General features: G+C 62.9%; 20 protein-coding genes. 7 read left to right on the top strand and 13 right to left on the bottom strand.

Going from position 1 to position 23,751, the window contains the following annotated elements; genetic code table 11:
* The 3 genes from ACP7BV_RS21090 to ACP7BV_RS21080 form a co-directional block, all read right to left on the bottom strand.
* Window positions 1–126: a hypothetical protein gene (locus ACP7BV_RS21090; RefSeq protein WP_426106581.1), complete on the bottom strand. Its 126-nt coding sequence runs from the start codon at window positions 124–126 to the stop codon at window positions 1–3.
* 117 nt (window positions 127–243) lie between these two features.
* Window positions 244–2,283, bottom strand: coding sequence for a M13 family metallopeptidase (locus tag ACP7BV_RS21085; RefSeq protein ID WP_426106580.1), 2,040 nt, complete (start codon window positions 2,281–2,283; stop codon window positions 244–246).
* A 547-nt stretch (window positions 2,284–2,830) separates the two neighbouring features.
* Complete coding sequence (locus ACP7BV_RS21080) at window positions 2,831–4,879, bottom strand: M13 family metallopeptidase (RefSeq protein ID WP_426106578.1); 2,049 nt, start codon at window positions 4,877–4,879, stop codon at window positions 2,831–2,833.
* Between the two features lie 327 nt (window positions 4,880–5,206).
* On the opposite strand from ACP7BV_RS21080, the gene ACP7BV_RS21075 reads away from it, so the two are divergent.
* On the top strand, window positions 5,207–6,646 hold the full coding sequence (locus ACP7BV_RS21075) for a S41 family peptidase (protein ID WP_426106576.1): 1,440 nt from the start codon (window positions 5,207–5,209) through the stop codon (window positions 6,644–6,646).
* 95 nt (window positions 6,647–6,741) lie between these two features.
* Window positions 6,742–7,863 (top strand): beta-ketoacyl-ACP synthase III, encoded by a 1,122-nt coding sequence (locus tag ACP7BV_RS21070; protein ID WP_426106575.1) that lies wholly within the window; start codon window positions 6,742–6,744, stop codon window positions 7,861–7,863.
* Window positions 7,864–8,005: 142 nt separating this feature from the next.
* Here ACP7BV_RS21070 and ACP7BV_RS21065 read toward each other — a convergent pair whose 3' ends face one another.
* Window positions 8,006–10,039: an FAD-dependent oxidoreductase gene (locus ACP7BV_RS21065; protein ID WP_426106574.1), complete on the bottom strand. Its 2,034-nt coding sequence runs from the start codon at window positions 10,037–10,039 to the stop codon at window positions 8,006–8,008.
* Between the two features lie 190 nt (window positions 10,040–10,229).
* On the opposite strand from ACP7BV_RS21065, the gene ACP7BV_RS21060 reads away from it, so the two are divergent.
* Entirely contained in the window at window positions 10,230–10,784 is a 555-nt protein-coding gene (locus ACP7BV_RS21060) for an SRPBCC family protein (protein ID WP_426106573.1), read from the top strand.
* A gap of 2 nt (window positions 10,785–10,786) precedes the next feature.
* Here the strand turns inward: ACP7BV_RS21060 and ACP7BV_RS21055 are convergent, their stop codons facing one another.
* The 8 genes from ACP7BV_RS21055 to ACP7BV_RS21020 form a co-directional block, all read right to left on the bottom strand.
* Window positions 10,787–11,242 (bottom strand): hypothetical protein, encoded by a 456-nt coding sequence (locus ACP7BV_RS21055; protein ID WP_426106571.1) that lies wholly within the window; start codon window positions 11,240–11,242, stop codon window positions 10,787–10,789.
* 17 nt (window positions 11,243–11,259) lie between these two features.
* On the bottom strand, window positions 11,260–11,700 hold the full coding sequence (locus ACP7BV_RS21050) for a DUF2721 domain-containing protein (RefSeq protein ID WP_426106569.1): 441 nt from the start codon (window positions 11,698–11,700) through the stop codon (window positions 11,260–11,262).
* A gap of 68 nt (window positions 11,701–11,768) precedes the next feature.
* Window positions 11,769–12,725, bottom strand: a complete 957-nt coding sequence (gene pip, locus ACP7BV_RS21045) for a prolyl aminopeptidase (protein WP_426106568.1) — start codon at window positions 12,723–12,725, stop codon at window positions 11,769–11,771.
* A gap of 39 nt (window positions 12,726–12,764) precedes the next feature.
* On the bottom strand, window positions 12,765–14,081 hold the full coding sequence (locus ACP7BV_RS21040) for an amino acid deaminase (protein WP_426106567.1): 1,317 nt from the start codon (window positions 14,079–14,081) through the stop codon (window positions 12,765–12,767).
* The gene (locus ACP7BV_RS21035) at window positions 14,065–14,520 is read right to left on the bottom strand and encodes a GNAT family N-acetyltransferase (protein ID WP_426106566.1); all 456 of its coding nucleotides are present in this window, start codon (window positions 14,518–14,520) and stop codon (window positions 14,065–14,067) included. Before ACP7BV_RS21035 ends, ACP7BV_RS21040 begins: the two co-directional genes overlap by 17 nt.
* Window positions 14,521–14,716: 196 nt before the next feature.
* Window positions 14,717–15,457 carry an acetoacetyl-CoA reductase gene (gene phbB, locus ACP7BV_RS21030; protein WP_426106565.1) on the bottom strand — a complete coding sequence of 247 codons (741 nt, stop codon included), beginning with the start codon at window positions 15,455–15,457 and terminating at the stop codon, window positions 14,717–14,719.
* A gap of 69 nt (window positions 15,458–15,526) precedes the next feature.
* Window positions 15,527–16,705 (bottom strand): acetyl-CoA C-acetyltransferase, encoded by a 1,179-nt coding sequence (locus ACP7BV_RS21025; protein WP_426106563.1) that lies wholly within the window; start codon window positions 16,703–16,705, stop codon window positions 15,527–15,529.
* A 401-nt stretch (window positions 16,706–17,106) separates the two neighbouring features.
* On the bottom strand, window positions 17,107–18,015 hold the full coding sequence (locus ACP7BV_RS21020) for a LysR substrate-binding domain-containing protein (protein ID WP_426106561.1): 909 nt from the start codon (window positions 18,013–18,015) through the stop codon (window positions 17,107–17,109).
* A 106-nt stretch (window positions 18,016–18,121) separates the two neighbouring features.
* Between ACP7BV_RS21020 and metE the strand changes: the two genes are divergently transcribed.
* The 4 genes from metE to minE all read left to right on the top strand — a co-directional run bounded on the left by metE (window position 18,122) and on the right by minE (window position 22,773).
* A complete protein-coding gene (metE, locus tag ACP7BV_RS21015; protein ID WP_426106560.1) occupies window positions 18,122–20,422 on the top strand; it encodes a 5-methyltetrahydropteroyltriglutamate--homocysteine S-methyltransferase in 2,301 nt (766 codons plus the stop codon).
* Between the two features lie 458 nt (window positions 20,423–20,880).
* Window positions 20,881–21,675: a septum site-determining protein MinC gene (minC, locus tag ACP7BV_RS21010; protein ID WP_426106559.1), complete on the top strand. Its 795-nt coding sequence runs from the start codon at window positions 20,881–20,883 to the stop codon at window positions 21,673–21,675.
* A 26-nt stretch (window positions 21,676–21,701) separates the two neighbouring features.
* The gene (minD, locus tag ACP7BV_RS21005) at window positions 21,702–22,517 is read left to right on the top strand and encodes a septum site-determining protein MinD (protein WP_426106558.1); all 816 of its coding nucleotides are present in this window, start codon (window positions 21,702–21,704) and stop codon (window positions 22,515–22,517) included.
* Window position 22,518: 1 nt separating this feature from the next.
* Window positions 22,519–22,773 (top strand): cell division topological specificity factor MinE, encoded by a 255-nt coding sequence (gene minE, locus ACP7BV_RS21000; protein WP_426106557.1) that lies wholly within the window; start codon window positions 22,519–22,521, stop codon window positions 22,771–22,773.
* Between the two features lie 274 nt (window positions 22,774–23,047).
* Here the strand turns inward: minE and ACP7BV_RS20995 are convergent, their stop codons facing one another.
* Complete coding sequence (locus ACP7BV_RS20995; RefSeq protein ID WP_426106555.1) at window positions 23,048–23,539, bottom strand: hypothetical protein; 492 nt, start codon at window positions 23,537–23,539, stop codon at window positions 23,048–23,050.
* Window positions 23,540–23,751: the final 212 nt, after the last annotated feature.

Genomic DNA, 23,751 nt, shown 5'->3' with positions numbered 1-23,751 from the left:
TTACTTCTTGCCTTTGGGCGCGCCCGGCGGCTGCGGCGCTTCCTCGGGAAGGCTATCTTGCCTGAGCGCCCAGTAGCACAGGTAAGTGACGGCGATCAGGTCGATTGCCCAGAGTAAGCTTTCCATCGAGTCATTCCAAGTGGTAAATGTGCAGATATTGTACCGGAGATGACGATGGGTTCACTTGCGCCGCACCCGCAAAAAAGGCCACTTTCGTGGCCTTTTTTGCAATCGCTGCGGCGATTACCAGATCGTCACGCGCTCGCTCGGCGCCAGGTACATCTTGTCGCCTTGCTTGACCCCGAACGCTTCGTAGAACGCCGGCTGGTTCATCACCGTGCCGTTGGCGCGCGCCTTGCCCGAAGAATGGGTGTCGGTTTTGATGCGGCTGATCTGCTCGGCGTCGCGGATCTTTGCGCGCCACACCTGGTTCCAGCCCATGAAGAAACGCTGGTCGCCCGTCAAGCCGTCGATGACGGGTGCGCTCTTGCCGCCCAGCGACAGCTTGTACGCCTTGTAGGCAATCGCCAGCCCGGAATTGTCGCCGATGTTTTCGCCCAGCGTCAGTGCGCCGTTCAGCTTGTAGCCGGGGAGCGGCTCGAAGGCGCCGTATTGCTTGACGAGCACGTCGGCCTTGGCCTTGAACTTGGCGCGGTCGTCTTGCGTCCACCAGTCGCGCAGGTTGCCGTCGCCGTCGTACTGGCTGCCCGAGTCGTCAAAGCCGTGGCTGATCTCGTGGCCGATCACCGCGCCAATGCCGCCGTAATTGACCGCGTCGTCGGCGCCCATGTCGAAGAACGGCGGCTGCAGGATCGAGGCCGGGAACACGATTTCGTTTTTGGCCGGGTTGTAGTAAGCGTTCACGGTCTGCGGCGTCATGCCCCATTCTTCGCGGTCGATCGGCGTGCCCAGCTTGGCCACGCCGCGCTGGTACTCGAAGGCGGAGGCGCGCATCACGTTGCCCACCAGGTCGCCCGGTGCGATATTCAGCGCACTGTAGTCGCGCCACTTGTTCGGGTAGCCCACTTTGGGCGAAAACTTGGCCAGCTTGGCTTGCGCTTCCTGCTTGGTGGCCGGGCCCATCCAGTCGAGCGTGTCGATGCTTTGGCGGAACGCTTCGAGCACGTTTTTCACCAGCACTTCCATGCGCGCCTTGCGCTCGGCCGGGAAATGCAGCTGCACGTACTGGCGCCCGACCGCTTCGCCCATCGCCCCTTCGACCACGCTCACGCCGCGCTTCCACAGCGGCCGGTTCTCCGTCACGCCCGACAAGGTGGTGCCGTAAAAAGCGAAGCTGGTGTCCACGAAGTCCTTTGACAGGTAGGGCGCAAAGCGGCGCACCAGCTGCCACTCGAAGTACGACTTCCAGGTGGCCAGGTCGGTATTTTCCAGCATGCTGTTGTAGGCCGTCAGGTAGCTGGGCTGCTTGACGATCACGTAGTCAGTCTTGCTGGCCACGCCCGCCTTGGCCAGCGCGCCGTTCCAGTCGTAGCCCGGTGTCAGCTCGCCCAGCTTGGCAACGGCCACCTTGTTGTAGCGCTTGACGGGATCGCGGTTTTCGACCTTGGTCCATTGGGCTTGCGCCAGTTCGGTTTCGAGCGCCACGATCGCGCGCGCAGCATCCAGGCCATCCTTGCGGCCGATTTTGCCCAGCATGGCAGCGACCAGCATTTCGTACTTGGCCTTGGCGTCGGCCATCTTGGCGTCGTCTTTTTTCAGGTAATAGTCGCGGTCCGGCAGGCCCAGGCCGCTCTGGTACACGCCCACCGCATAGCGGGTCGATTCGCGCCCGTCCTGCTCGACGCCCACGGCGTACGGCGTGGTGACGCCAATTTCTCCAAGGTGCGCGATCAGGGCGGGAATGGCTTTTTTGTCGCGCATGGCGCGAATGGCGGCCAGTTCGCGCGCCAGCGGCTTGTAGCCGAGCTGCTCGCGCTTTTTTTCATCCATGTAGCTTGCGTACAGGTCGCCGATCTTGCGCGCATCGACGCCGGCCTTGGCTTTCTTGTCGGCCTGCGCCGCTTCGATGATGGCGCGCACTTGCGGCTGGGTGTCGTCGGCCAGCTTGTCGAATGCGCCCCAGCGCGCCTTGTCGGCCGGGATGTCGGTGTTCTTGAGCCACTTGCCGTTCAGGTGATCGAAAAAATCGTCCTGGATGCGCACGGCCGGGTCGATGTACTGGCTGTCGATGCCCGACAATGCGGCCTTGGGCGGCGCGTCGGTGGCGCCGGCGAATGCGGTGATGAGGCTGAGCGTCAGGGTAGAGAGGAGGTAGCGTTTCACAGTGGTCCTTTGTAAGGCTTGTAAAGACGCGGCGGTGGCCGCGGCACGGCGCGCCTGTCGGATCGACCCCGGCGCTCGAGCAGTATAAGTGCGCGCGGGGGCAAGCGGCAACCGCGCCACGCTTTCAGGTGCCATCCTAAGGATGGCATAAGAATGGCGTGCCAAAATGCCTACGTTGCCGGAGCCGATGGGTGTGGCTTTGGACTGCAGAACAGCAAAGGGAGTTCATGGCCCTTTTTTCATACCTCCCTAGCGGGGGGTATTTTTTTGCCTGCAACATCGACTTCGCGCACGCGGCTGTAGCAGAAGTGGTAGGTCGGAAAAGCGAAAGCGCATTCCGACAAGCGCCGTCGACGGCTCCTGTCGGAAAAGGGGGCCGCCCAGGCCTACGCTTTTCCGACCTACGGTCCTACGGTCCTACGGTCCTGATCTCCACGCGTTTTACTACACCCTCGCACGCGAAGACGATGTGGGGGCGGCCCCATGTCCCAATCACAACTGTATGGAAAAAGGCCGCTTGCGCGGCCTTTTCGTCACTCATTGCTGCTTACCAGATGATGGCCCGGTCTTTCGGCGCCAGATACATCTTGTCGCCCGGCTTCACGCCAAACGCTTCGTAAAACGCCGGCTGGTTCATCATGGTGCCGTTGGCGCGGTACTTGCCCGGGGCGTGCGGGTCGGTCTTGACCTGCACGATCTGCTGGGCGTCGCGCATCTTGATGCGCCATACCTGGCCAAAACCCATGAAGAAGCGCTGGTCGCCCGTGAGCCCCTGGATCACCGGCGCCGGCTGCCCGCCCAGCGACAGCTTGTAAGCCTTGTACGCAATGGCCACGCCCGAATTGTCGCCGATGTTTTCGCCCAGGGTCAGTTCGCCATTCACCTTGTAGCCAGGCAGCGGCTCGTAGGCGCCGTACTGCTTGACCAGCATGTCGGTCTTGGCCTTGAACTTGGCGCGGTCTTCGGCCGTCCACCAGTCGCGCAGGTTGCCGTTGCCGTCGTACTGGCTGCCTTCGTCGTCAAAGCCGTGGCTAATCTCGTGGCCGATCACCGCGCCAATGGCGCCGTAATTGACCGCGTCGTCGGCCGTCATGTCAAAGAACGGCGGCTGCAGGATCGAGGCCGGGAACACGATTTCATTCATCGCCGGGTTGTAGTAGGCGTTCACCGTCTGCGGCGTCATACCCCACTCTTCGCGGTCGATCGGTTTGCCCAGCTTGGCCACTTCGCGCCTGTAGTCGGCGCGCTCGGCGCGCATCATGTTGCCCACGATGTCGTCGCGCGAGACGGCCAGGCCGCTGTAGTCGCGCCACTTGTTCGGATAACCGATCTTGGGCGTGAACTTGGCCAGCTTGTCCTGCGCTTCCTTCTTGGTCGCCGCGCTCATCCAGTCGAGCGTGTCGATGCTCTGGCGATAGGCGGCCAGCAGGTTCTTGACCAGCACTTCCATGCGCGCCTTGCGCTCGGCCGGGAAGTGACGCTGCACGTACTGCTTGCCGACCGCTTCGCCCATCGCGCCTTCGACCACGCTCACGCCGCGCTTCCACAGCGGCCGGTTCTCGGTCACGCCGGTCAACGCAGTGCCATAAAACGCGAACCGCGCGTCGACAAAAGGCTTGGACAGGTAAGGCGCATAGGCGCGCACCAGTTGCCACTCGAAATACGACTTCCAGGTTGCCAGGTCGGTCTTGGCCAGCACCTCGTTAAAGCCCTTCAGGTAGCTCGGCTGGTTGACGATGACGTAGTCGACCTTGGCGCCGATGCCGCTGCCGGCCAGCGCCGACTTCCAGTCGTAACCCGGGGTCAGTTCGCCCAGCTTGGCCAGGGCAAGCTTGTTGTAGCCCTTGACCGAATCGCGGTTCTCGACCTTGGTCCACTGGACCTTGGCCAGTTCGGTTTCCAGGCCGATGATGTCTTTGGCGGCGGCCGCGCCATCCTTGCGCCCGACCATGCCGAGCATGGTGGCGACCAGCGTTTCGTACTTGGCCTTGGCGTCGGCCAGTTTGACGTCGTCCGCTTTCAGGTAGTAGTCGCGGTCAGGCAGTCCCAGGCCGCTCTGGCGGATGCTGGCCGTGTAGCGGGTCGACTCGCGCCCGTCCTGTTCGATGTAGACCAGGTAAGGGGCCGAGACGCCGATCTCGGTCAGGTGCGCGATCATGGCTGGAATTGCCTTTTTGTCGCGCATGCCGCGGATTTGCTGCAGCTCTTTGCCGAGCGGCTTGTAGCCGGCGGCGTCGCGCTTTTTCTCGTTCATGTAGCTGGCGTACAGGTCGCCGATCTTGCGCGCTTCGGAGCCGGCCTTCTGGGTCTTGTCGGCCTGCGCCGCTTCAATGATGGCGCGTACCTGCGGCTGGGTGTCGTCGGCCAGCTTGCCGAACGAACCCCAGCTCGACTTGTCGGCCGGGATCTCCGTGTTCTTGATCCACTTGCCGTTGATGTGCGAGAAAAAATCGTCCTGGATGCGCACGGTCGGGTCGATGTGCTGGCTGTCGATGCCCGACAGCGGCGCCTTGGCCGCCGCGGCAACCGGTTCGGCGGCGCCGGCAAAGGCCGTCATCAGGCTCAGGGTCAGGGTAGAGAGGAGGTAGCGGTTCACAATGTTCCTTTTGGGTACGATGCTCTTGATGAATGATTGGATGCTGGTGCACGGCAACTCAGACTGCCGCTTGGAAAAGTTGTAGTCGCAACATTCTAGCGCCATGCCTCAGGCGCGCGCTCGCGTGAACGCGCTTTTTACGCTGCCAGATGCAAAATCTGGCAGGAATGATGGGCAATAGAGACACTCTGCCGCGCCAGACATATGTATATGCATGGCGGCAGTTGCGCGCTGGACACGTGCGTGCCGGATTCAGGTTTATACTCGACTCAACGCCACCCCTTGGCGCGGGCAAACTTAACTTTCTGGCAGCGAGCAGGTGATTCGATGGGTAGCACACTGAAAAATTCCGGCCTGGTCGGCATCGGCCTGATCGCCGGCATGGCGGTCTCGATGCAGTTTTCGGCGATCGCCCAAAAGCCGGTCGGCTCCGAGATGCCGATGGAAGAGCTGCGCCAGCTGGCCGACGTGTATGGCCTGATCAAGAGCGACTACGTGGAATCGGTGCAGGATAAAAAGCTGCTCACCGACGCCATTTCCGGCATGGTCGCCTCGCTCGACCCGCATTCGGCCTACCTGGACCAGAAAGCCTACCGCGAGCTGCGCGAAGGCACCGAGGGCAAGTTTGTCGGCCTGGGCATCGAAATTGGCCCCAGCGATGAGGGCTACATCAAGATCGTCACCCCGATCGAGGATTCGCCGGCCTACCGCGCCGGCATCAAGGCGGGCGACCTGATTTCGCGCATCGACAATACGCCGGTACTGGGCCTGCCGATCGACGAAGCCGTGAAAAAAATGCGCGGCGAACCAAATACCAAGGTGGTGCTGACGATCGTGCGCAAGGATGCGCCGGCGCCGCTCGAGTTTGCCATCGTACGCCAGCAGATCGTCCAGAAAAGCGTCAAGGGGGGCATCGTCGAACCGGGCTATGCGTGGCTGCGCATCTCGCAGTTCCAGGAACCCACGCTGGACGACATGGCGGCCAAGATCAGCGCGCTGTACAAGCAGGACCCGCAGCTCAAGGGTCTGGTGCTGGACCTGCGCAACGACCCCGGCGGCCTGCTGCAAGGCGCCATTGGCGTGTCGGCCGCGTTTTTGCCCAAGGATGCGGAAATCGTTTCCACCAACGGCCAGCTGGCCAGCTCCAAGGAGCGTTTTTACGGCACCCCGGAACACTATGCGCTGCGCAGCGACAGCGATGCGCTGGCGCGCCTGCCGGCGGCGCTGAAAAAAATCCCGATGGTGGTGCTGGTCAATACCGGTTCGGCCTCGGCGTCCGAAATCGTGGCCGGCGCGCTGCAGGACTACAAGCGCGCCGCCATCATCGGCAGCCGCACTTTCGGCAAGGGCTCGGTGCAGACCATCCGGCCGATCTCGAACGACACCGCCGTCAAGCTGACCACGGCGCGCTACTACACCCCGCTGGGGCGCTCGATCCAGGCCAAGGGCATCGTGCCCGACTTTCTGGTCGATGAAAACGCCGACGGCGACGGCATGAATGGTTTGCGCATGCGCGAAGCGGACCTTGAAAAACACTTGTCCAATGATCGCGACAAGGAAGAGGCGAAAAACGCCAACGACGAACTCGAAGAACAGATGCGCGTCGTGGCCGCCGAGCGCGGGCGCAAGGTGCTCGAATACGGCAGCGCCGACGACTTCCAGCTGCGCCAGGCAATCAACCACCTCAAGGGCTTGCCAATGCAGCTGTCGCACGGCGCTGCGCGCGGCGCCATCGCCCACGTCGACAAGGCGCCGCTCAAACCTTAAGCTCTTATAGCGCCGCTTTTGCCGCCCTGCCCCCGCCATTGTGTAGAATCAGGTGTGCCGGGGCAGCCCGGCTTTATCCCATTTGAAAGTTTGCTATGAAACAAGTCGTCATTAGTGGCACTGGCCTTTTCACGCCAGCCGATTCGATCTCGAACGAAGAATTGGTCGTCGCCTTTAACGCTTACGCCGAACACTATAATGCCGACAATGCGGTGGCCATCGCGGCCGGAGAACTGGCCGCGATCGAAGGCTCGAGCGCCGGCTTCATTGAAAAAGCGTCGGGCATCAAGTCGCGCTACGTGATGGAAAAGAGCGGCATCCTGGACCCGGCCCGCATGACGGCGCGCATTGCAGAGCGGGGCGACGAGGTCTTGTCGCTGCAGGCTGAAATGTGCGTGGCGGCGGCGCGCGAAGCGCTGGCACGGGCCGGCCGCACGGCGGCCGACATCGACATGGTGCTCGTTGCCTGCAGCAACCTGCAGCGCGCCTACCCGGCCATGGCGGTCGAAGTGCAGGACGCGCTGGGCATCGACGGCTACGGCTTTGACATGAACGTGGCCTGTTCCTCGGCCACCTTCGGCATCCAGACCGCGATGGCGGCGGTGCAAAGCGGGCAGGCGCGCGCGGTGCTGGTGCTCAATCCCGAGATCACCAGCGGCCACTTGAACTTTCGCGACCGCGACAGCCACTTCATTTTTGGCGACGCCTGCACCGCGATCGTCATCGAGGCGGCCGACACGGCCACCAGCGCGCACCAGTTCGAGATCCTCGAATCGAAGCTCAAGACCAAATTTTCCAACAATATCCGCAACAACTTCGGCTTCATGAACCGCTTCGACGAAGCGGGCGTGGGCAAGCCGGACAAGCTGTTTCGCCAGCAGGGCCGCAAGGTCTTCAAGGAAGTGTGTCCGATGGCCGCCGAGATGATTCGCGACACGGTCACCAAGGCCGGACTGCAGATCGAGCAGGTGTCGCGCTACTGGCTGCACCAGGCCAACCTGAACATGAATTTGCTGATCACGCGCATGCTGCTCGGGCGCGACGCCGCGCCGTCCGAGGCACCGGTGATTCTCGATACCTATGCCAACACCTCGTCGGCCGGATCCATCATCGCCTTTCACAAGTACCAGGACGACATGCCGGCTGGCGCGCACGGGGTAATCTGCTCGTTCGGGGCGGGGTATTCGATTGGCTGCGTTGTGGTACGCAAGAAGTAAATTGGGTTGGTGAGGCGCCTGCAAGTCGTGAGGGGCGTAGGTCGGATAAGCGTAAGCGCAATCCGACCTACGCCCAGTCCCGAAAAAACCGCGGGTAAAGCCAGGCAGCCGAGTTACATCGTTCTCGTGCCCCCAGCGCAATCTACAAGCTCACCGCCAGCTGCGCACCTTCCTTGATGGCGCGCTTGGCGTCCAGTTCGGCCGCCAGCGCGGCGCCGCCGATCTTGTGAAAGCGCGGCCCGCCGGTGGTGCCTTCCGGCGGCATCAGTTCCGTCAAGCTGTCCTGGCCGGCGCAGATGACGACATGGTCGACGACGATCAGGCGCGCCTCGCCGCCCACCGTCACATGGATGCCCTGGTCATCGATCTTGTCGTACGTGACCCCGGCCATCATTACCACGCCATTGCGATTGAGCGTGGCGCGGTGCACCCAGCCCGATGTCTTGCCCAGGCCCGCTCCCAGCTTGCTGGCCTTGCGCTGCATGAGGAAAATCTGGCGCACAGGTTCGGCATCCACAGCCTTGACCAGGCCGCCGCTGGTGGTGGCGTTCAGGTCCACGCCCCACTCGCCGCACCATTCGGCCACCGGCACCGGCAGCGGGTGGGCGGGATTGTGCAGCAGGTATTCGCCCACGTCAAAACCGATCCCGCCGGCCCCGATGATGGCCACGCGCTTGCCGACCGCGACCTTCTTTTGCAGCACGTCGATATACGACAGCACCTTGGGATGCCCGATGCCCGCGATCGGCGGCATGCGCACCTTGATGCCGGTGGCGACGATCACGTCGTCATACCCGCCGGCCAGCAGCTCTTCGCGCGTGACGCGCCGGCCCAGGCGAACGTCGACCCCGGTCAGCTCCAGCTTGCGGCTGAAGTAGCGGATCGTTTCGCTAAATTCCTCCTTGCCCGGGATTTGCATGGCGATTTTGAACTGCCCGCCCACGCTGTCGCTCGAGTCGAACAGCGTGACCTGGTGCCCGCATTCGGCCGCCACGGTGGCGGCCGACAGGCCGGCAGGCCCGGCGCCGACCACGGCCACCTTGCGCGCACGGGCCGCCTTGGCGTACACCAGCTCCGTTTCGTGGCAGGCGCGCGGGTTGACCAGGCAGCTGGCGCGCTTGTTTGAAAAAGTGTGGTCCAGGCAGGCCTGGTTGCAGCCGATGCAGGTGTTGATTTCGTCGGCGCGGCCTTGCGCGGCCTTGATGACGAAATTGGCATCGGCCAGGAAGGGGCGCGCCATCGATACCATGTCGGCGTCGCCGCGTTCGATGATGTCGTTCGCTTCATACGGCATGTTGATGCGGTTGGAGGCGACTACCGGAATTTTCACTTCGCGCCGCAGGCGCCCCGCCACGCTGGCAAAGGCCGCGCGCGGAACCGAGGTGACAATGGTCGGCACGCGCGCCTCATGCCAGCCGATGCCGGTATTGAGGATGGTGACGCCGGCCTGCTCGAGCGCATGCGCCACCGTGACCACTTCTTCCCAGGTGTTGCCGCCTTCGACCAGATCGAGCAGCGAATGGCGGTACATGATGATGAAGTCATTGCCCACCGCCTTGCGGATCCGCTTGATGATTTCGACCGGCAGGCGCATGCGGTTCTCGATCGAGCCACCCCAGCGATCCTGGCGCAGGTTGGTGCGTCCGCACAGGAACTGGTTGAGCAGGTAGCCTTCGCTGCCCATCACTTCAATGCCGTCGTAGCCGGCCATCTTTGCCAGCTTGGCGCAGCGTGCGTAATCCTTGATGGTCGTTTCGATGCCCGCTTCGGTGAGCGCCTTCGGCTTGAACTTGGAGATCGGCGACTTGACGCCGGAGGCCGACACCACGAACGGCTGGTAGCCGTAGCGGCCGGAGTGCAAAATCTGCATCAGGATCTTGCCGCCTTCTTCGTGCACGGCCTTGGTGACGCGGCGATGGTTATAGACGTCGCCGATGAAGTTGAGCGTGCCGCCGAAGGGCAGCAGCCAGCCCTGGCGGTTGGGCGAGATGCCGCCGGTGACGATCAGTCCCACGCCGCCCTTGGCCCGCTCGCGATAGAACTCGGCCAGTTTGCCGTAATTGAAGAAGCGGTCTTCCAGGCCCGTGTGCATCGATCCCATGATGACGCGATTGCGCAAGGTGGTAAAACCCAGGTCGAGGGGAGCGAGCAAGTGGGGGTAGGCTTGTGTGGTCATTGTAGTTATAGGTTGAATCGACGATCCAGCATTAAAACCTACTTCTGTAGACACAGGGTTCTAATTTATTGCCGCCTCTGGCAGCCGGCGTGACCTTCATGACAAGCATGTCAATAAGGTCACAACAGGGCGCGCACGCTTGCTGCGCCACGCGCTTGTCAGCGTGCGGCCTTTACCGTAGTCTGAGGCCATGCTGACTCGTCCCCTTCTCTGCCTGCTGTTCGTCCTCGCCATGCCGGCCATGGCGCAGCCGGTGCTGCCCGAGGTCCTCGTCACGCGCGTGGACGCGGCGGGCGAGCAAGTGTTCGAGGTGGCCGCCAGCGGCACGGTAAAAACCTCTCCCGCGCACGTCTGGAAGGTGCTTACCGATTATGAATCCATGCCGGAGTTTGTGCCCGACCTGAAAAAGAACAAGGTGATGTCGCGCACCGGCAACCGGGCCATTATCGAACAGGCGGGGGTGGCGCGCTTCCTGTTCCTCACGCGCCCGATTCACCTGGTGGTGCAGGCGACCGAGGAACCGATGTCGGCGATCGACATCAGCCTGGTGACGGGCGACATGAAAGTTTATTCCTGCCGCTGGGAGTTGACCGCGCTGCCGGATGGCGGCACGCGCGTGGCCTACACGGGCAAGATGGTGCCCAAGTTTTACGTTCCCGGCATGCTCGGCTCAAACATCATCCGGCGCGACATCGAGCGCATGATGAAGGCAGTACTCGAGCGGCTCGACCAGGCGCCGGAATAAGCTCAAGCGGCGTAAAAGTCGCGCTCGCGCAGTTCTGCAAAGCTCTCGATGCTGCCGATCTTGACCGTGACCGGATTGAGGCTCATTTGCGGCGCCATGGCGCGCCAGGCGAACTGCCACTCCTGCTCATGCGCTTCGGCGCTGGTCTTGGTGAAGGCGGCGCCGAGCGCGGCGCGCACGCCGTATTCGACCGCGCCATCGATTCCCGCCCAGCTTGGAAGCGTGCGCTGCACCGCGCGGTGCAGCCGCTCGCCGAATTCTTCGCTGTTGTGGATGACCAGGCAGCAGTCGGCCGGCGCGAGCAGATCGAACAGCGCCTTGTCCCACACCTGCGAGAACGACAGCGTCAGGCAGTTGTTGGTCGGGACCAGGCGGAACTGCCCGGCCGTGAGCGCAAGTTCGAGTTCGGCGCGCGGCGCGTAGCGGTGCAGTGTGGGTGGTCGTTTGTAGTCGTGCATAAGGTACTCGGTCTTTTTCAGTTGGCGGCGCGCACGTGGCGGCGCGAACGCTGGGTCTTGGAGGCGACGAAAATTTCGCGCAGCAGGTACACAAAGCTGCCGATCAGCGTGATCATGCCACCCACGAACAGGGCCGCGATGTAGCGGTCCAGCGGCAGGTTGGTGGTGTCGCCCAAAAACAGCAGCGCAATGACAAGGCAGATCACCAGCCCGCAAGCGGTCGACAGCGCAATGGCGAAGTTGATCAGGTGCCAGCGCCTGTAGAGCACGTCCAGCTCCCCCATGTAGGCTTCATGGTAGGCGATGTCGAGCCGGTCTTCGAGCGTGCGGGTACGGTCGATGATGCGCGCCAGACGGTTGGTCAGTACCATCAGCATGGTGCACACGCCGGTGAGCAAAAAAACGGGAGCGATGGCCAGCTGGATCACGTGGCCGATATCGCTAATCTGGATATTCATGGTAATGCCTGCGGCTCTGTTTGAACAATGAGGGCGTTAGTGTATCAGGGCGCACCGCAAGCGGTTTGTTAGTCAAATGCGCGGCCGCGCCTGAACTGCTCGGTGGCCGCCACCAGCGCGCCCGAAATGCCCTTTTCAAGCGCGCCATGGCCGGCGTCGGCAATCATGTTCAGCCGCGAGCCGGGCCAGGCCTGGTGCAGCCGATACGCCGACAGCGGCGGGCAGATCACGTCGTAGCGGCCCTGCACGATCACCGCCGGCAGGTGCGCGATACGGCCCACGTCGCGCACCAGTTGGTCTTCTTCGAGGAAGGCAAGGTTGGCCATGTAGTGCGATTCGAGCCGGCCCACGCCCAGATCGAGCGTGTCGGACGCCAATTCTTCGGGCTGGGGCAGCAGGAACACGCGGCGGCCCTCGAAGCGGCTCCAGGCGCGCGCGGCGGGCCAGTAGACGGCCGGGTCGTGGCACAGCATGCGGCTGGTGTAGGCCTTGAGCAGGTCGCCGCGCTCGGCTTCGGGAATGGGCGCCACGAATTCGTCGTACAGCTCCGGGTAGAACCAGCGCACGCCGTGCAGGAACCAGTCGATTTCAGCGGCGGTGCACAGGAAGATCCCGCGCAGGATGAAGCCCAGGCAGCGCTCGGGATGGGCCTGGCCGTAAGCCAGCGCCAGCGTCGAACCCCACGAGCCGCCGAACACCAGCCACTGCTCGACGCCGAACTTGACGCGCAGCGTTTCAATGTCTTGCACCAGTAGCTGGGTGGTGTTGTTGCGCCACTCGCCCAGCGGCGTGGACTTGCCGGCGCCGCGCTGGTCGAACAAAATCACGCGGTAGTGTTGCGGATCGAAAAAGCGGCGGTGCTGCGGCGACAGCCCGGCGCCCGGCCCGCCATGCAGGAACACGACCGGAATGCCGGCCGGGTTGCCCACTTCTTCCCAGTAGAGGGTATGCACGTCGTCCACCTCGAGCATGCCATGCCGTAGCGGTGCGATGGGCGCGAACAGGGCGGGCAAGGTGGCGGACATGGACTCTTTCACAGGGTGGCAGACGCAAATTGTAGCGTACTAAAAGAAGGTGTTCACGCCATAGCGCACGTTGTAGGTGTCGTCGACGGCGAGCAGCAGCGGCCACTTGTCGAAGGTGGTGCACGGGTGCGAAATGCCGCAGCCGACCAGGTCGCCCACGGCCAGCGTGTCGCAGATGGCGTGGCCGGCGCTGAGCTGCAGGTACGCGTGCTGGTCGTTCATCTTGACGATGGCGCAGCCGGCCGGCAGCGCTTGCGGCAGGCCGGGCCCGGGCCGGTGCGACACCAGCCCGATGGGCAGCTCCACATCATACGAGGCGTCGCGCTTGCCCATGGTGAGAATGGCCAGCGTCGGTTCGGGGCGCGACTGCACCATGCTCCACACTTCCAGCGCGCCTTGCAGGCCATCGGCCAGCGCTTCGCGCTCGCCCAGTTCAGCCAGCAGGCGCTGGTAGGAACCGTGGTCGCTGGTCAGGTAGCAGCCGCTGCGCAATATGGGCGTGACGGGCAGCGAAGCGCCCTGCACGCCGGCAAAGCCGCGCGCGACCAGGTCGAAGTAGGCCGAGCCGCCGGCCGAGAGCACAATGGCGTCGCCGCCGAACAAACGTTCGTTGTCGGCCTCGCGCAGCAGCGCCACCAGCTGCGCCACAAAGGCGTCGACCGCCAGCACGTCGGCGCGGCGCTCACGCGAAACCAGCAAGCCTTCGTAGCCCTCGATGCCGGCCAGTTGCAGGCCCGGCGCGGCGGCGATCGCGCGCGCCACGGCCATCGCGTCGTCCATGCTGCGGCAGCCGGCGCGCTTGCCGGCGATGCCCATTTCGACCAGCAGCGACAGCGGCCTTGGCAGCGGATGGGCGGCCACGGCCGCTGCCAGGCGCTGCACGCCGGCGGGCGAATCGGCCAGCGCAAAGCACTCGAAATCGGGGTCCTCGCGCAGCAGGCGCAGCACGCTGTCGATGTCGGCCCTGGCCACCAGCTGGTTGGCCAGCAGCACGCGGCGCACGCCAAAGCGGTGCGCCAGCAGCACCTGGGTGGTGGTGGCCAGCGTCATGCCCCAGGCGCCGTTGGCAAGCTGGGCGCCGAACAGCTGCGGGCACATTGTAGTTTTGCCGTGCGGGGCAAGCATGACGCCGTAGCGGGCGCAAAACTCGCGCATCCAGTCGAGGTTGTGGCGCAGGGCAGATGTCTTGAGGACGGCGACCGGGAAGCTGGTGTCGGCGCGCAGGATGTTCCAGCCTTGCACGCCGATCGCACCCTGGCGCAGCGGCTCGGTGATGGGCAAGCCTTTCACGCCAGGCTGGAGCAATTGTTCGTCGAGGGCGGCGAGGGCAAGGCCGCCTTTAGGCAGGGTGAACATGGGAAGGCTCCCGCGGCTTGGAAAGAGAATAGTGGACGTCGACGTCGTTCTTCATTTTCCCACGTTCCCATCCCTGTGACGCGTAAAACGTATCGGCGCGCGTGTCGGCGCTGGTGGTGAGGACGGCTCTATCGTGGCCGAGGACAAACAGGTAATCGGCCATCAGCGCTAGCAGGCGCTTGCCGATGCCGTGGCCTTCGTGCCCGGGGCTGACGAACAGCGCCCAGATGGAGCCGTCGGTCTTGTCGGCGGCGGCAAAGCCGGCGATGACGCCGTCAGCTTCGCAGACCCAGCTCTTGCCGAGCCGGTCGAGGTAGTCGTGGTACATGGCCGGGGTGATGCGCGATGGATCGGAGAGGCGGTTTTCGGTGACGGCGAGGCGGATTGCCGACATGGCGGGGATGTCGGCCGCCGACGCAGTGCGAAAAATCAGGTTCAAGAACAGGTCTCCGATGAATAGAACAGTAGGGCGTGAAATCGTAGGGCGGAAAAGCTCCGGGCTCTGAGTTCCCCTCGCATTCCGCCATGTTCGCGTCGCGTTGACGCATGCATGGCGGAATGCGAGGGGAACTCAGAGCCCGGAGCTTTTCCGCCCTACGTGGAATGATGGAATACGCGCGTATTCCATCGACCATTTACGACATGTGCTGCCCGCCGTTGATGGCGATGTTGGCGCCAGTGACGAAAGCGGCTTCATCGGACGACAGGTACGCGACCAGACCAGCAACTTCTTCCGGCTTGCCCAAACGCGCCATCGGAATTTGCGGGATGATCTTGCTGTCCAACACTTCCTTCGGAATCTCCATGACCATCTTGGTGCCGATGTAGCCTGGCGAAATGGTGTTGACGGTCACGCCTTTGCGCGCCACTTCCAGCGCCAGCGCCTTGGTGAAGCCGTGCATGCCGGCCTTGGCCGCGGAATAGTTGGTCTGGCCGAAGGCGCCCTTCTGCCCGTTGACCGACGAGATATTGATGATCCGGCCCCAGCCGCGCTCAACCATGCCATCGCATACCGGCTTGGTCATGTTAAACACGGAATCGAGGTTGGTCGCCATGACCAGGTCCCAGTTCGGCTTGTCCATTTTTTTGAACGTCATGTCGCGCGTGATGCCGGCGTTGTTGACCAGCACGTCGACCAGGCCGACTTCGTCCTGGATCTTGGCGATGCACGCCTGCGCCGAATCGTAGTCGGCCACATCGCACTCATAGGCCTTGAAGTCGAAGCCCATGTCCTTGGTCGTGGCCAGCCAGCTGTCCACCTTCGTGTTGCCAGGGGAGTAGGTCGTCACGACCCTGTAGCCCAGCGCCGCGAGCTTGATGCAGACAGCTTCACCCAAACCGCCCATACCGCCGGTTACTAATGCAACTCTAGCCATTGTCTTCTCCTGTTGTTTTCTACCAATTGCCAACCAAAACTACTTGTAGTTTTACACTAAGTTGCTTGTTCAATCGCGCTCGACTGCCAGCGCCACGCCCATGCCGCCGCCGATGCACAGGCTGGCCAGCCCGCGCTTGGCATCGCGGCGAATCATTTCGTGCAGCAGCGTGACTAGCACGCGCGCGCCGGATGCGCCGATCGGGTGGCCCAGCGCAATGGCGCCGCCGTTGACGTTGATCTTGCTGGTATCCCAGCCCATTTCCTTGTTGACGGCAATGGCTTGCGCGGCGAACGCTTCGTTAATTTCCATCAGGTCCACGTCTTCGTGCTTCCAGCCAGCCTTTTGCAGGCACAGCTTGGTGGCCGACACGGGGCCCATGCCCATGATGGTCGGGTCCAGCCCGGCCGACGAGTACGCCTTGATGCGCGCCAGCGGCGTCAAACCCAGTTCCTTGGCCTTGGAGGCGGACATCATGATGACGGCGGCGGCGCCGTCGTTCAAGCCCGACGCGTTGCCGGCCGTGACGCTGCCTTCCTTGTTGAACGCCGGGCGCAGCGATGCGAGCGACTCGAGCGTGCTGCCATGCTTTGGATACTCGTCGGTATCGAAGACGATGGCGCCTTTTTTGGACGGAATTTCCAGAGGAATGATTTCATCCTTGAATTTGCCAGCCTTTTGCGCGGCCTCGGCCTTGAGCTGCGACTGCAGCGCGAATTCATCTTGCGCGGCGCGCGACACATCGTATTTTTTCGCGACGTTTTCAGCCGTGATGCCCATGTGGTACTGGTTGTAGACGTCCCACAGGCCGTCGACGATCATGGTGTCGACCAGCTTGGCTTCGCCCATGCGGAAACCGTCGCGCGAACCTGGCAGCACGTGCGGCGAGGCGCTCATGTTTTCCTGGCCGCCGGCGATGATGATGTCGGCGTCGCCGCACTTGATGGCCTGGGCGGCCAGGTGGGTGGCCTTCAGGCCGCTGCCGCACACCTTGCCGACGGTGAAGGCGGGAACCATGTCCGGCAAGCCCGCCTTGATGACGGCCTGGCGCGCAGGGTTCTGGCCGGCGCCGGCGGTGAGCACCTGGCCCATGATGACTTCATTGACGCTGGCGCCGTCCAGGCCGATTTTTGCCAGCAAATGCTTGATGACGTGGGCGCCCAGTTCGGCAGCAGGGATTTTTGCCAGTGCACCGCCAAATTTACCAACTGCGGTACGGCCAGCGGCCACGATTACGACGTCTTCCATGTGAATCTCCGATGTGCCGGCCGCCAGGGCCAGCGTGGTTTCAATTGTGCCGCCTGCTGCCCGGACGGGCGGCGGGCGGCCATACACAATAAGTTACTGCGTCGGCACTGCCTGGGTGCTGCAATTTCGCGTTGCCAGGCAATCCGGGGTCGGCCGGGCCATGGTCGCTCGCCTCAGGCCAGCGCCGGATTGCGACGGTGGCCGGGGGAAAAACGGGGTGATGTCTGCTGCTGAAAACATGTGTTCCTCTATCGGACTACCAGACTTAGACGCCAACTCGCGCAACAAAGTCCGCTATATTAGGTTTCAGCGCACGCCCTACGTTTGATCAAAATCAATCTTATCAGCATATTCATTCAAGAACGATCGTGCTTATTGCGCAAAGTGCTTGCGCGAAACCCCTAACTGAGCAATTGAATGCCGTCGAGCGTGCGCGCGCATTGTTCGCGGATCACGCTGACGAAGTCGGCAACAAAGGCTTTGGACGCCAGGGCGGGCGGCACGGAAACAAAAGCGTCGCTCCACAGGCCATTGGCGCCGATCGGCTTGGCCAGCACGTAATCGTAGTCGACGTAATTCTTGATGGCCCAGTTGGGCAGCGCCGCCACCCCGCGCCGGCTCGCTACCAACTGCAAAATGGCCACCGTCAGTTCGGCCGTGCGGCGCTCGAAGCGCACGCCCGCTGGACGCAGCACTTCGCGGATCAGGTCGATGCGCTCCTCAGGAACCGGGTAAGTGATGACGGTTTCGCCTTCCAGGTCGGCAGCCTCCAGGCGGCGCTGCGCGGCCAGGCGGTGCTTTTGCGCCAGCAACACCAGGATTTCAAAGCGGAACAAGGGGAATACAGTGAATCCGGGGCCACAGGCCGAACCGATGACCAGGTCGGCCTCGCCGGAGCGCAGCAACTCGACCGGGTCGCTATGGAAGCCGGACACCAGGTCGATCTCGACCTCGGGCCAGCGCTGGCGGAAGGCATCCATCACCGGCATCAGCCAGTCAAAGCAGGTGTGGCACTCCAGCGCCACGCGCAACTGGCCCTGGTCGCCCTGCGACAGGCGCGCCACGTCGCGTTCGGCCTGCTCAACTGCGGGCAGCACGGTGCCGGCCAGCGCCAGCAGGCGCGCGCCGGTGGCGGTAAAGGCGATCGGCACGGATTTGCGCTCAAACAGCGGGGCGCCGTAGCGCTCTTCCATCAGCTTGATCTGATGCGACAGCGCCGACTGCGTCAAGTTCAGCAACTGGGCGGCGCGCACCAGGCTGCCGGCTGACTGCAAGGCACTCAAGGTACGGAGATGGCGAAGCTCAAGCATGCGGGTGTATTAATCCTTTTCATGGTGACGCACAAAAACTTTCGTTTTGATTATACGCCCGTTTGCACCACACTTTAGTCATTGATAACTACATGCCAATGACACCATGCCTACCATCCACACTCACACACTCGGCTTCCCCCGCATCGGCGCGCGCCGCGAACTGAAAACGGCGCTCGAATCGTTCTGGCGCGGCGCCAGCGACGCCGCTGCACTGGAAGAAACGGGCCGCCTGCTGCGCCAGCGCCACTGGCAGCAGCAGGCGGCAGCCGGCCTCGCGCTGGTCACCGTGGGTGACTTTGCGTTCTACGACCAGATGGCCAATCATATCCAGCTGTTCGGCTGCGAGCCAGAGCGCTTTGGCTTTGACGGCGGCGACACCGCCCTGGAGCGTTACTTTGCCATGGCGCGCGGCGCTCGCGAGCATGATTCGGATTGCTGCGGCCGCGCCCACAGCGGCCACGCGCTGGACATGACGAAATGGTTCGACACCAATTATCACTACCTGGTGCCCGAGTTTTCCGGCGCCACGACCTTTACGCTGGACGCCCGGCGCCTGCTGGCCGAAGTCGCCGAAGCGCGGGCCCTCGGCCACGCGGTCAAGGTGGCGCTGATCGGGCCGCTGACCTTCTTATGGCTGGGCAAGGCCAAGGATGGCGCCTGCGACCGGCTCGACCTGCTGGGCAAGCTGCTGCCCGCCTACTGCGCGCTGCTCTCGCAACTGAAAAACGCGGGCGCCGACTGGGTGCAGCTCGACGAGCCGATCCTGGGCCTGGACTTGCCCGCCAGCTGGCGCAACGCCTTTGAGCCGTGCTACTGGCAACTGAGCCAGTCCGGCGCGCAGTTGATGCTGGCGACGTATTTTTCGCCATTGGAAGAAAACCTGAGCCTGGCGTGCCGCCTGCCGGTGGCCGGCCTGCATGTCGACGGCGTGCGCGCGCGCCACGAGCTGGTCAGCGTGTGCGACTGGTTGCCGGTGCCCAAAATACTGTCGGTTGGCATTGTGGATGGGCGCAATATCTGGCGCACCGACCTGGACCAGGCCATCAGCGTGCTGCAGCCGCTGCTTGAGCGCCGCGGCGGTCAACTGTGGCTCGCGCCGTCGTGTTCGCTGCTGCACGTGCCGTTCAGCCTGGCGGGCGAGAGCGATCTGGACGCCGAGCTGCTGTCGTGGATGGCGTTTGCCGACGAAAAGCTGCAGGAACTGGCCGCGCTGAAGGCGGCGCTGACGGGCGACGGCGCCGATGCGGCCACAGCCTTGAGCGCCGCCCGTGAAGCGCTCGCCAGCCGCGCGCGCAGCAAACGCGTCCACAGCGATGCTGTTGCGCAGGCGCTCGGCACGCTCGGGCTTGACGCCGACCGCCGCCGTTCGCCCTTTGCGCAGCGCCAGGCGGTGCAGCGCGCGCGCCTGCGCCTGCCTGATTTTCCGACGACCACCATCGGCTCGTTCCCGCAGACAGCGGCAATTCGCGCCGCGCGCGCCGGCTGGAAGGGCGGCACGGTCAGCGCCGTCGATTACGACAGCGCGATGCGCGCCGAAATCAGCGACGCCGTCAAGCGCCAGGAAGCGCTGGGGCTCGATGTGCTGGTGCACGGCGAGGCCGAGCGCAACGACATGGTCGAGTATTTCGGCGAGCAGCTGGACGGCTTTGCCTTTACCCGCTTTGGCTGGGTGCAGTCGTACGGATCGCGCTGCGTCAAGCCGCCGGTCATTTTTGGCGATGTGGCGCGCCCGGGGCCGATGACGGTGGCCTGGACCGTACATGCGCAAAGCGTGACGCACAAGCCGGTCAAGGGCATGCTGACCGGGCCGGTGACGATCCTGCAATGGTCGTTCGTGCGCGACGACCAGCCGCGCTCGCTGACGGCGCTGCAGATCGCGCTGGCCATGCGCGCCGAGGTGGCGGACCTGGAGCGCGCCGGCATCGGCATCATCCAGATCGACGAGCCGGCGCTGCGCGAGGGTTTGCCGCTGCGGCGCGCGCGCTGGGACGAGTACCTGGCGTGGGCCACGCGCGCGTTTCGCATCACGGCGAGCATTGCGCGCGACGCGACGCAGATCCACACCCATATGTGCTACGCCGAGTTCAACGACATTTTGCCGCAGATCGCAGAGCTCGACGCTGACGTGATCACGATCGAAACGAGCCGCTCGGACATGGAATTGCTCGACGGGTTCGGCAAGTTCAGGTACCCGAACGAGATCGGGCCGGGGGTGTACGACATTCATTCGCCACGCGTGCCGGGGGTGGACGAGATGGAGCGGCTGCTGCGCAAGGCGGCGCTGGTGATACCGAAGGCGCAGCTGTGGGTCAATCCCGATTGCGGGCTGAAAACGCGCGGGTGGGCGGAGACGGAAACGGCCCTGGCGAACATGGTGGCGGCAGCGCACCGGATGCGTGTTTGAGCAGTGTTTGATATGCGCACTGTACAAATCGCAAATAAATAATTGCTCGCATCGAAATAAGGCGCTACATCGAAATAGTTAACTACATCGTCCTCGCGAACGCGGGGACCCATGGAACGGTTGCTCAGTTGAACTGTTCCATGGGTCCCCGCTTTCGCGAGGACGATGGGTGGGTATTGCGCATGTTCGCGATGCTGCTGCCGCCACTCCTGCCATTGCCAAAAATACTGCTCATGCAAGCCCACTGACCGCCCTTCCCGCTTCCCAGCTCCCCCTGCACCGGTTCCCGGCTCCTTCCGTTTCCAACCAGGCAAACCATTTACACCATTCTTCCAGGCCTGAATTTATTGCCTCGCGGAACATTCATCCCGATACTCCCCATCCAGCAATTTTCAAAGTAGAATGCACGAGTTCTGCGCCACTTTGGGCGATGTTAGCCCATATCTCACGATCCGTTTATGCTCAAAAGCCCGTCCCAACTGCCCATCGAAATCAAGATCTCCACCGTCATCGCGATCTCCACGATCTTGTACTCGGCCGACCCGCTGGCAATCGACGCGGCCCTCAAGCAAATGACGGGCGGCGTGGCCGATTTCTTCGAAGACGAATTCGCCGTGATCGACGTCACCACGATCGCCGAAATCGCGCCCGTCATCGAGTGGGACAAGCTGGTCGCGGTCCTGAAAAAATACCGTCTGAACGCGGTCGCCGTGCGCGGCGCCACCAGCCTGATGGGCGATGCAATCCGCGCCCACGGCCTCTCGCTCGACGACGGCGTATCGGGCATCAAGCCGCGCGAAGAATCGGAAGCACCGGCCGCCCTGATGGCAGCGCCGGCGCCGATCCCGGCCCCGCCAGCCGCGGTGTCCGCACCGGTGGCGGCGCCCGCCACCACCGTGCTCACCCCCGGCACCATGATTATCGACACCCCGGTGCGCGCCGGCCAGCGCGTGTATGCGCGCGGCTGCGACCTGATCATTACCGCGACCGTCAACAATGGCGCCGAAGTCATCGCCGACGGCAGCATCCATATCTACGCGGCCCTCAACGGACGCGCCCTGGCCGGCGCCTCCGGCAATGCCGATGCTCGCATTTTCGCTTTGTCGATGCAGCCGGAGCTGGTGTCCATCGCCGGCGTCTACCGCACCTTCGACGAGGGCTTCCCGCCAACGCTGGCTCGCCAGCCGGCGCAAATTCGCTTGATCGGCGACCGGATCGATATACTATCGCTCAGTCCGGCTAACCGCGCCTGATCCGAGATTTCATAAAGGATTTATCTGTGGCAAGAATTATTGTTGTGACGTCCGGCAAGGGCGGCGTCGGAAAAACCACTTCCAGCGCCAGTTTTTCCACTGGCCTGGCCATGCGCGGCCACAAGACTGCGGTACTCGACTTTGACGTCGGCCTGCGCAACCTGGACTTGATCATGGGCTGCGAGCGGCGCGTGGTGTATGACCTCATCAACGTCATCAACGGCGAAGCATCGCTGAACCAGGCGCTGATCAAGGACAAGCACTGCGACAACCTGTTCATTTTGCCGGCCTCGCAAACGCGCGACAAGGACGCCCTGTCCGAAGAAGGCGTGGAGCGCGTGCTCAACGATCTGGTCAACATGGGTTTCGAATATATCATCTGCGATTCGCCGGCCGGCATCGAGCACGGCGCGCTGATGGCCTTGACGTTCGCCGACGAAGCGATCATCGTGACCAATCCGGAAGTGTCGTCGGTGCGCGATTCGGACCGCATCCTGGGCATCATTCAGGCCAAGTCGCGCCGCGCGCAAACCGGCGCCGAGCCGGTCAAGGAACACCTGTTGATCACGCGCTACTCGCCAAAACGGGTGGAAGCGGACGAAATGCTGTCCTACCAGGACGTGCAGGAAATCCTGCGTATTCCGCTGATCGGCATCATTCCCGAGTCCGAGTCGGTGCTGCATGCATCGAACCAGGGCAATCCGGCGATCCACTTCAAGGGCACCGACGTGGCCGAAGCGTATGAGGACGTGATTTCGCGCTTCCTGGGCGAAGAGCTGCCGCTGCGCTTTACCAACTACGAAAAACCGGGCTTTCTGCAGCGTATTTTTGGAGCGAAGTGATATGGCGCTGCTCTCATTCCTGTTCCCAAACAAGCAAGCCAAGAGCGCAACGGCGGCCAAGGAACGGCTGCAGATCATCATCGCGCGCGAGCGCGGACATCGCGGCGGCCCGGACTTTTTGCCGGCGCTGCACCGCGAGCTGATCGAGGTGATTTCCAAGTACACCAAGGTCAGCGCCGACGACATCAAGCTCTCGCTTGACCGGCAGGGCAACCTTGAAGTTTTGGAAGTGAATGTGGTGTTGCCGGACGCTTAATGGTGTTCATGGCGGCGCATGGCGCAATGCGCTGCGCTTTTGTCGCGGTGCCTTGCGCGCCGTACCGTCGACGACCTGAATGTGGGGTTGCCGGACGCACGTTAATGGCGGCTCATGGTGGAATGCGCTACGCTTTTGTCGCGGGGGCGCCGAGCCCCTACGATTAGCGGCTCATGGCGGAATGCGCTACGCTTTTCCGCCCTACGTTTACCTCTAAGCGTAGGGCGGAAAAGGCGAAGCCGCATTCCGCCAAGCGCCGCCCGGAACGAACGCGTTACGACGGCCGCACGACAATCAACTCATTGGCCACCTGCGCGCACGCCTCCACATGCTCGTACCCGAGCTTGCGAAACATCGTAAACCCGATCGCCGCCGACGCAATCTGCCCGGCAATGGGCACAAAGCGCGAGGCCGACTTGGCCATGTACTTGAGCCCCACGCGCTTGAAGATCTGCATCAGTAGTTCCCGGGTGACAAATTTGCCCACCATCACACCACCGACGCCGACCGCCACCTTGTAGGCAATCAGCTTGTGGCTCGGCTGCAAGCGGTCGATCTGCTCGGGCGTGAGGCCGAACGCGCTGTTCACGTCATCGACCAGTTTTTTGAACAAGGTCAGGTCCGACACCACGTCCACGCCGGGAATCGGCACCGCCGACACGCCGGCCGAGATGGCCGCGCGCCTGCGCACCAGACGACGGCAACGCTCGCGCGTGTCCTCGATATGTTTCGGGGTATCAGGTATTAAAGTCCAATCGACGTTCATTGCATTCCTTCTCTAAAATAAATTTCCTAAAAGACGCAAAAAGGCCATTGAATTGCGGGTTTTTAAAGTGTAACGTGTAATCAATTAATCGAGAACACAGCAGGCAAGATGTTGCTGAATGTAAATTGTAGTGCTGCACTCGTGTCAGTTAGTAAAAGTCTGTTATATTCTGAGTAACTAATCAGTTATAACTGTAGGACTGGTCTTACCTA

This window comes from Massilia sp. TSP1-1-2, from assembly GCF_049896185.1.
In the GTDB taxonomy this organism is placed as follows: domain Bacteria; phylum Pseudomonadota; class Gammaproteobacteria; order Burkholderiales; family Burkholderiaceae_D; genus Telluria_A.
Note: the sequence above shows the minus strand (reverse complement) of the source record. Positions and strands in the feature narration are given on the sequence as shown.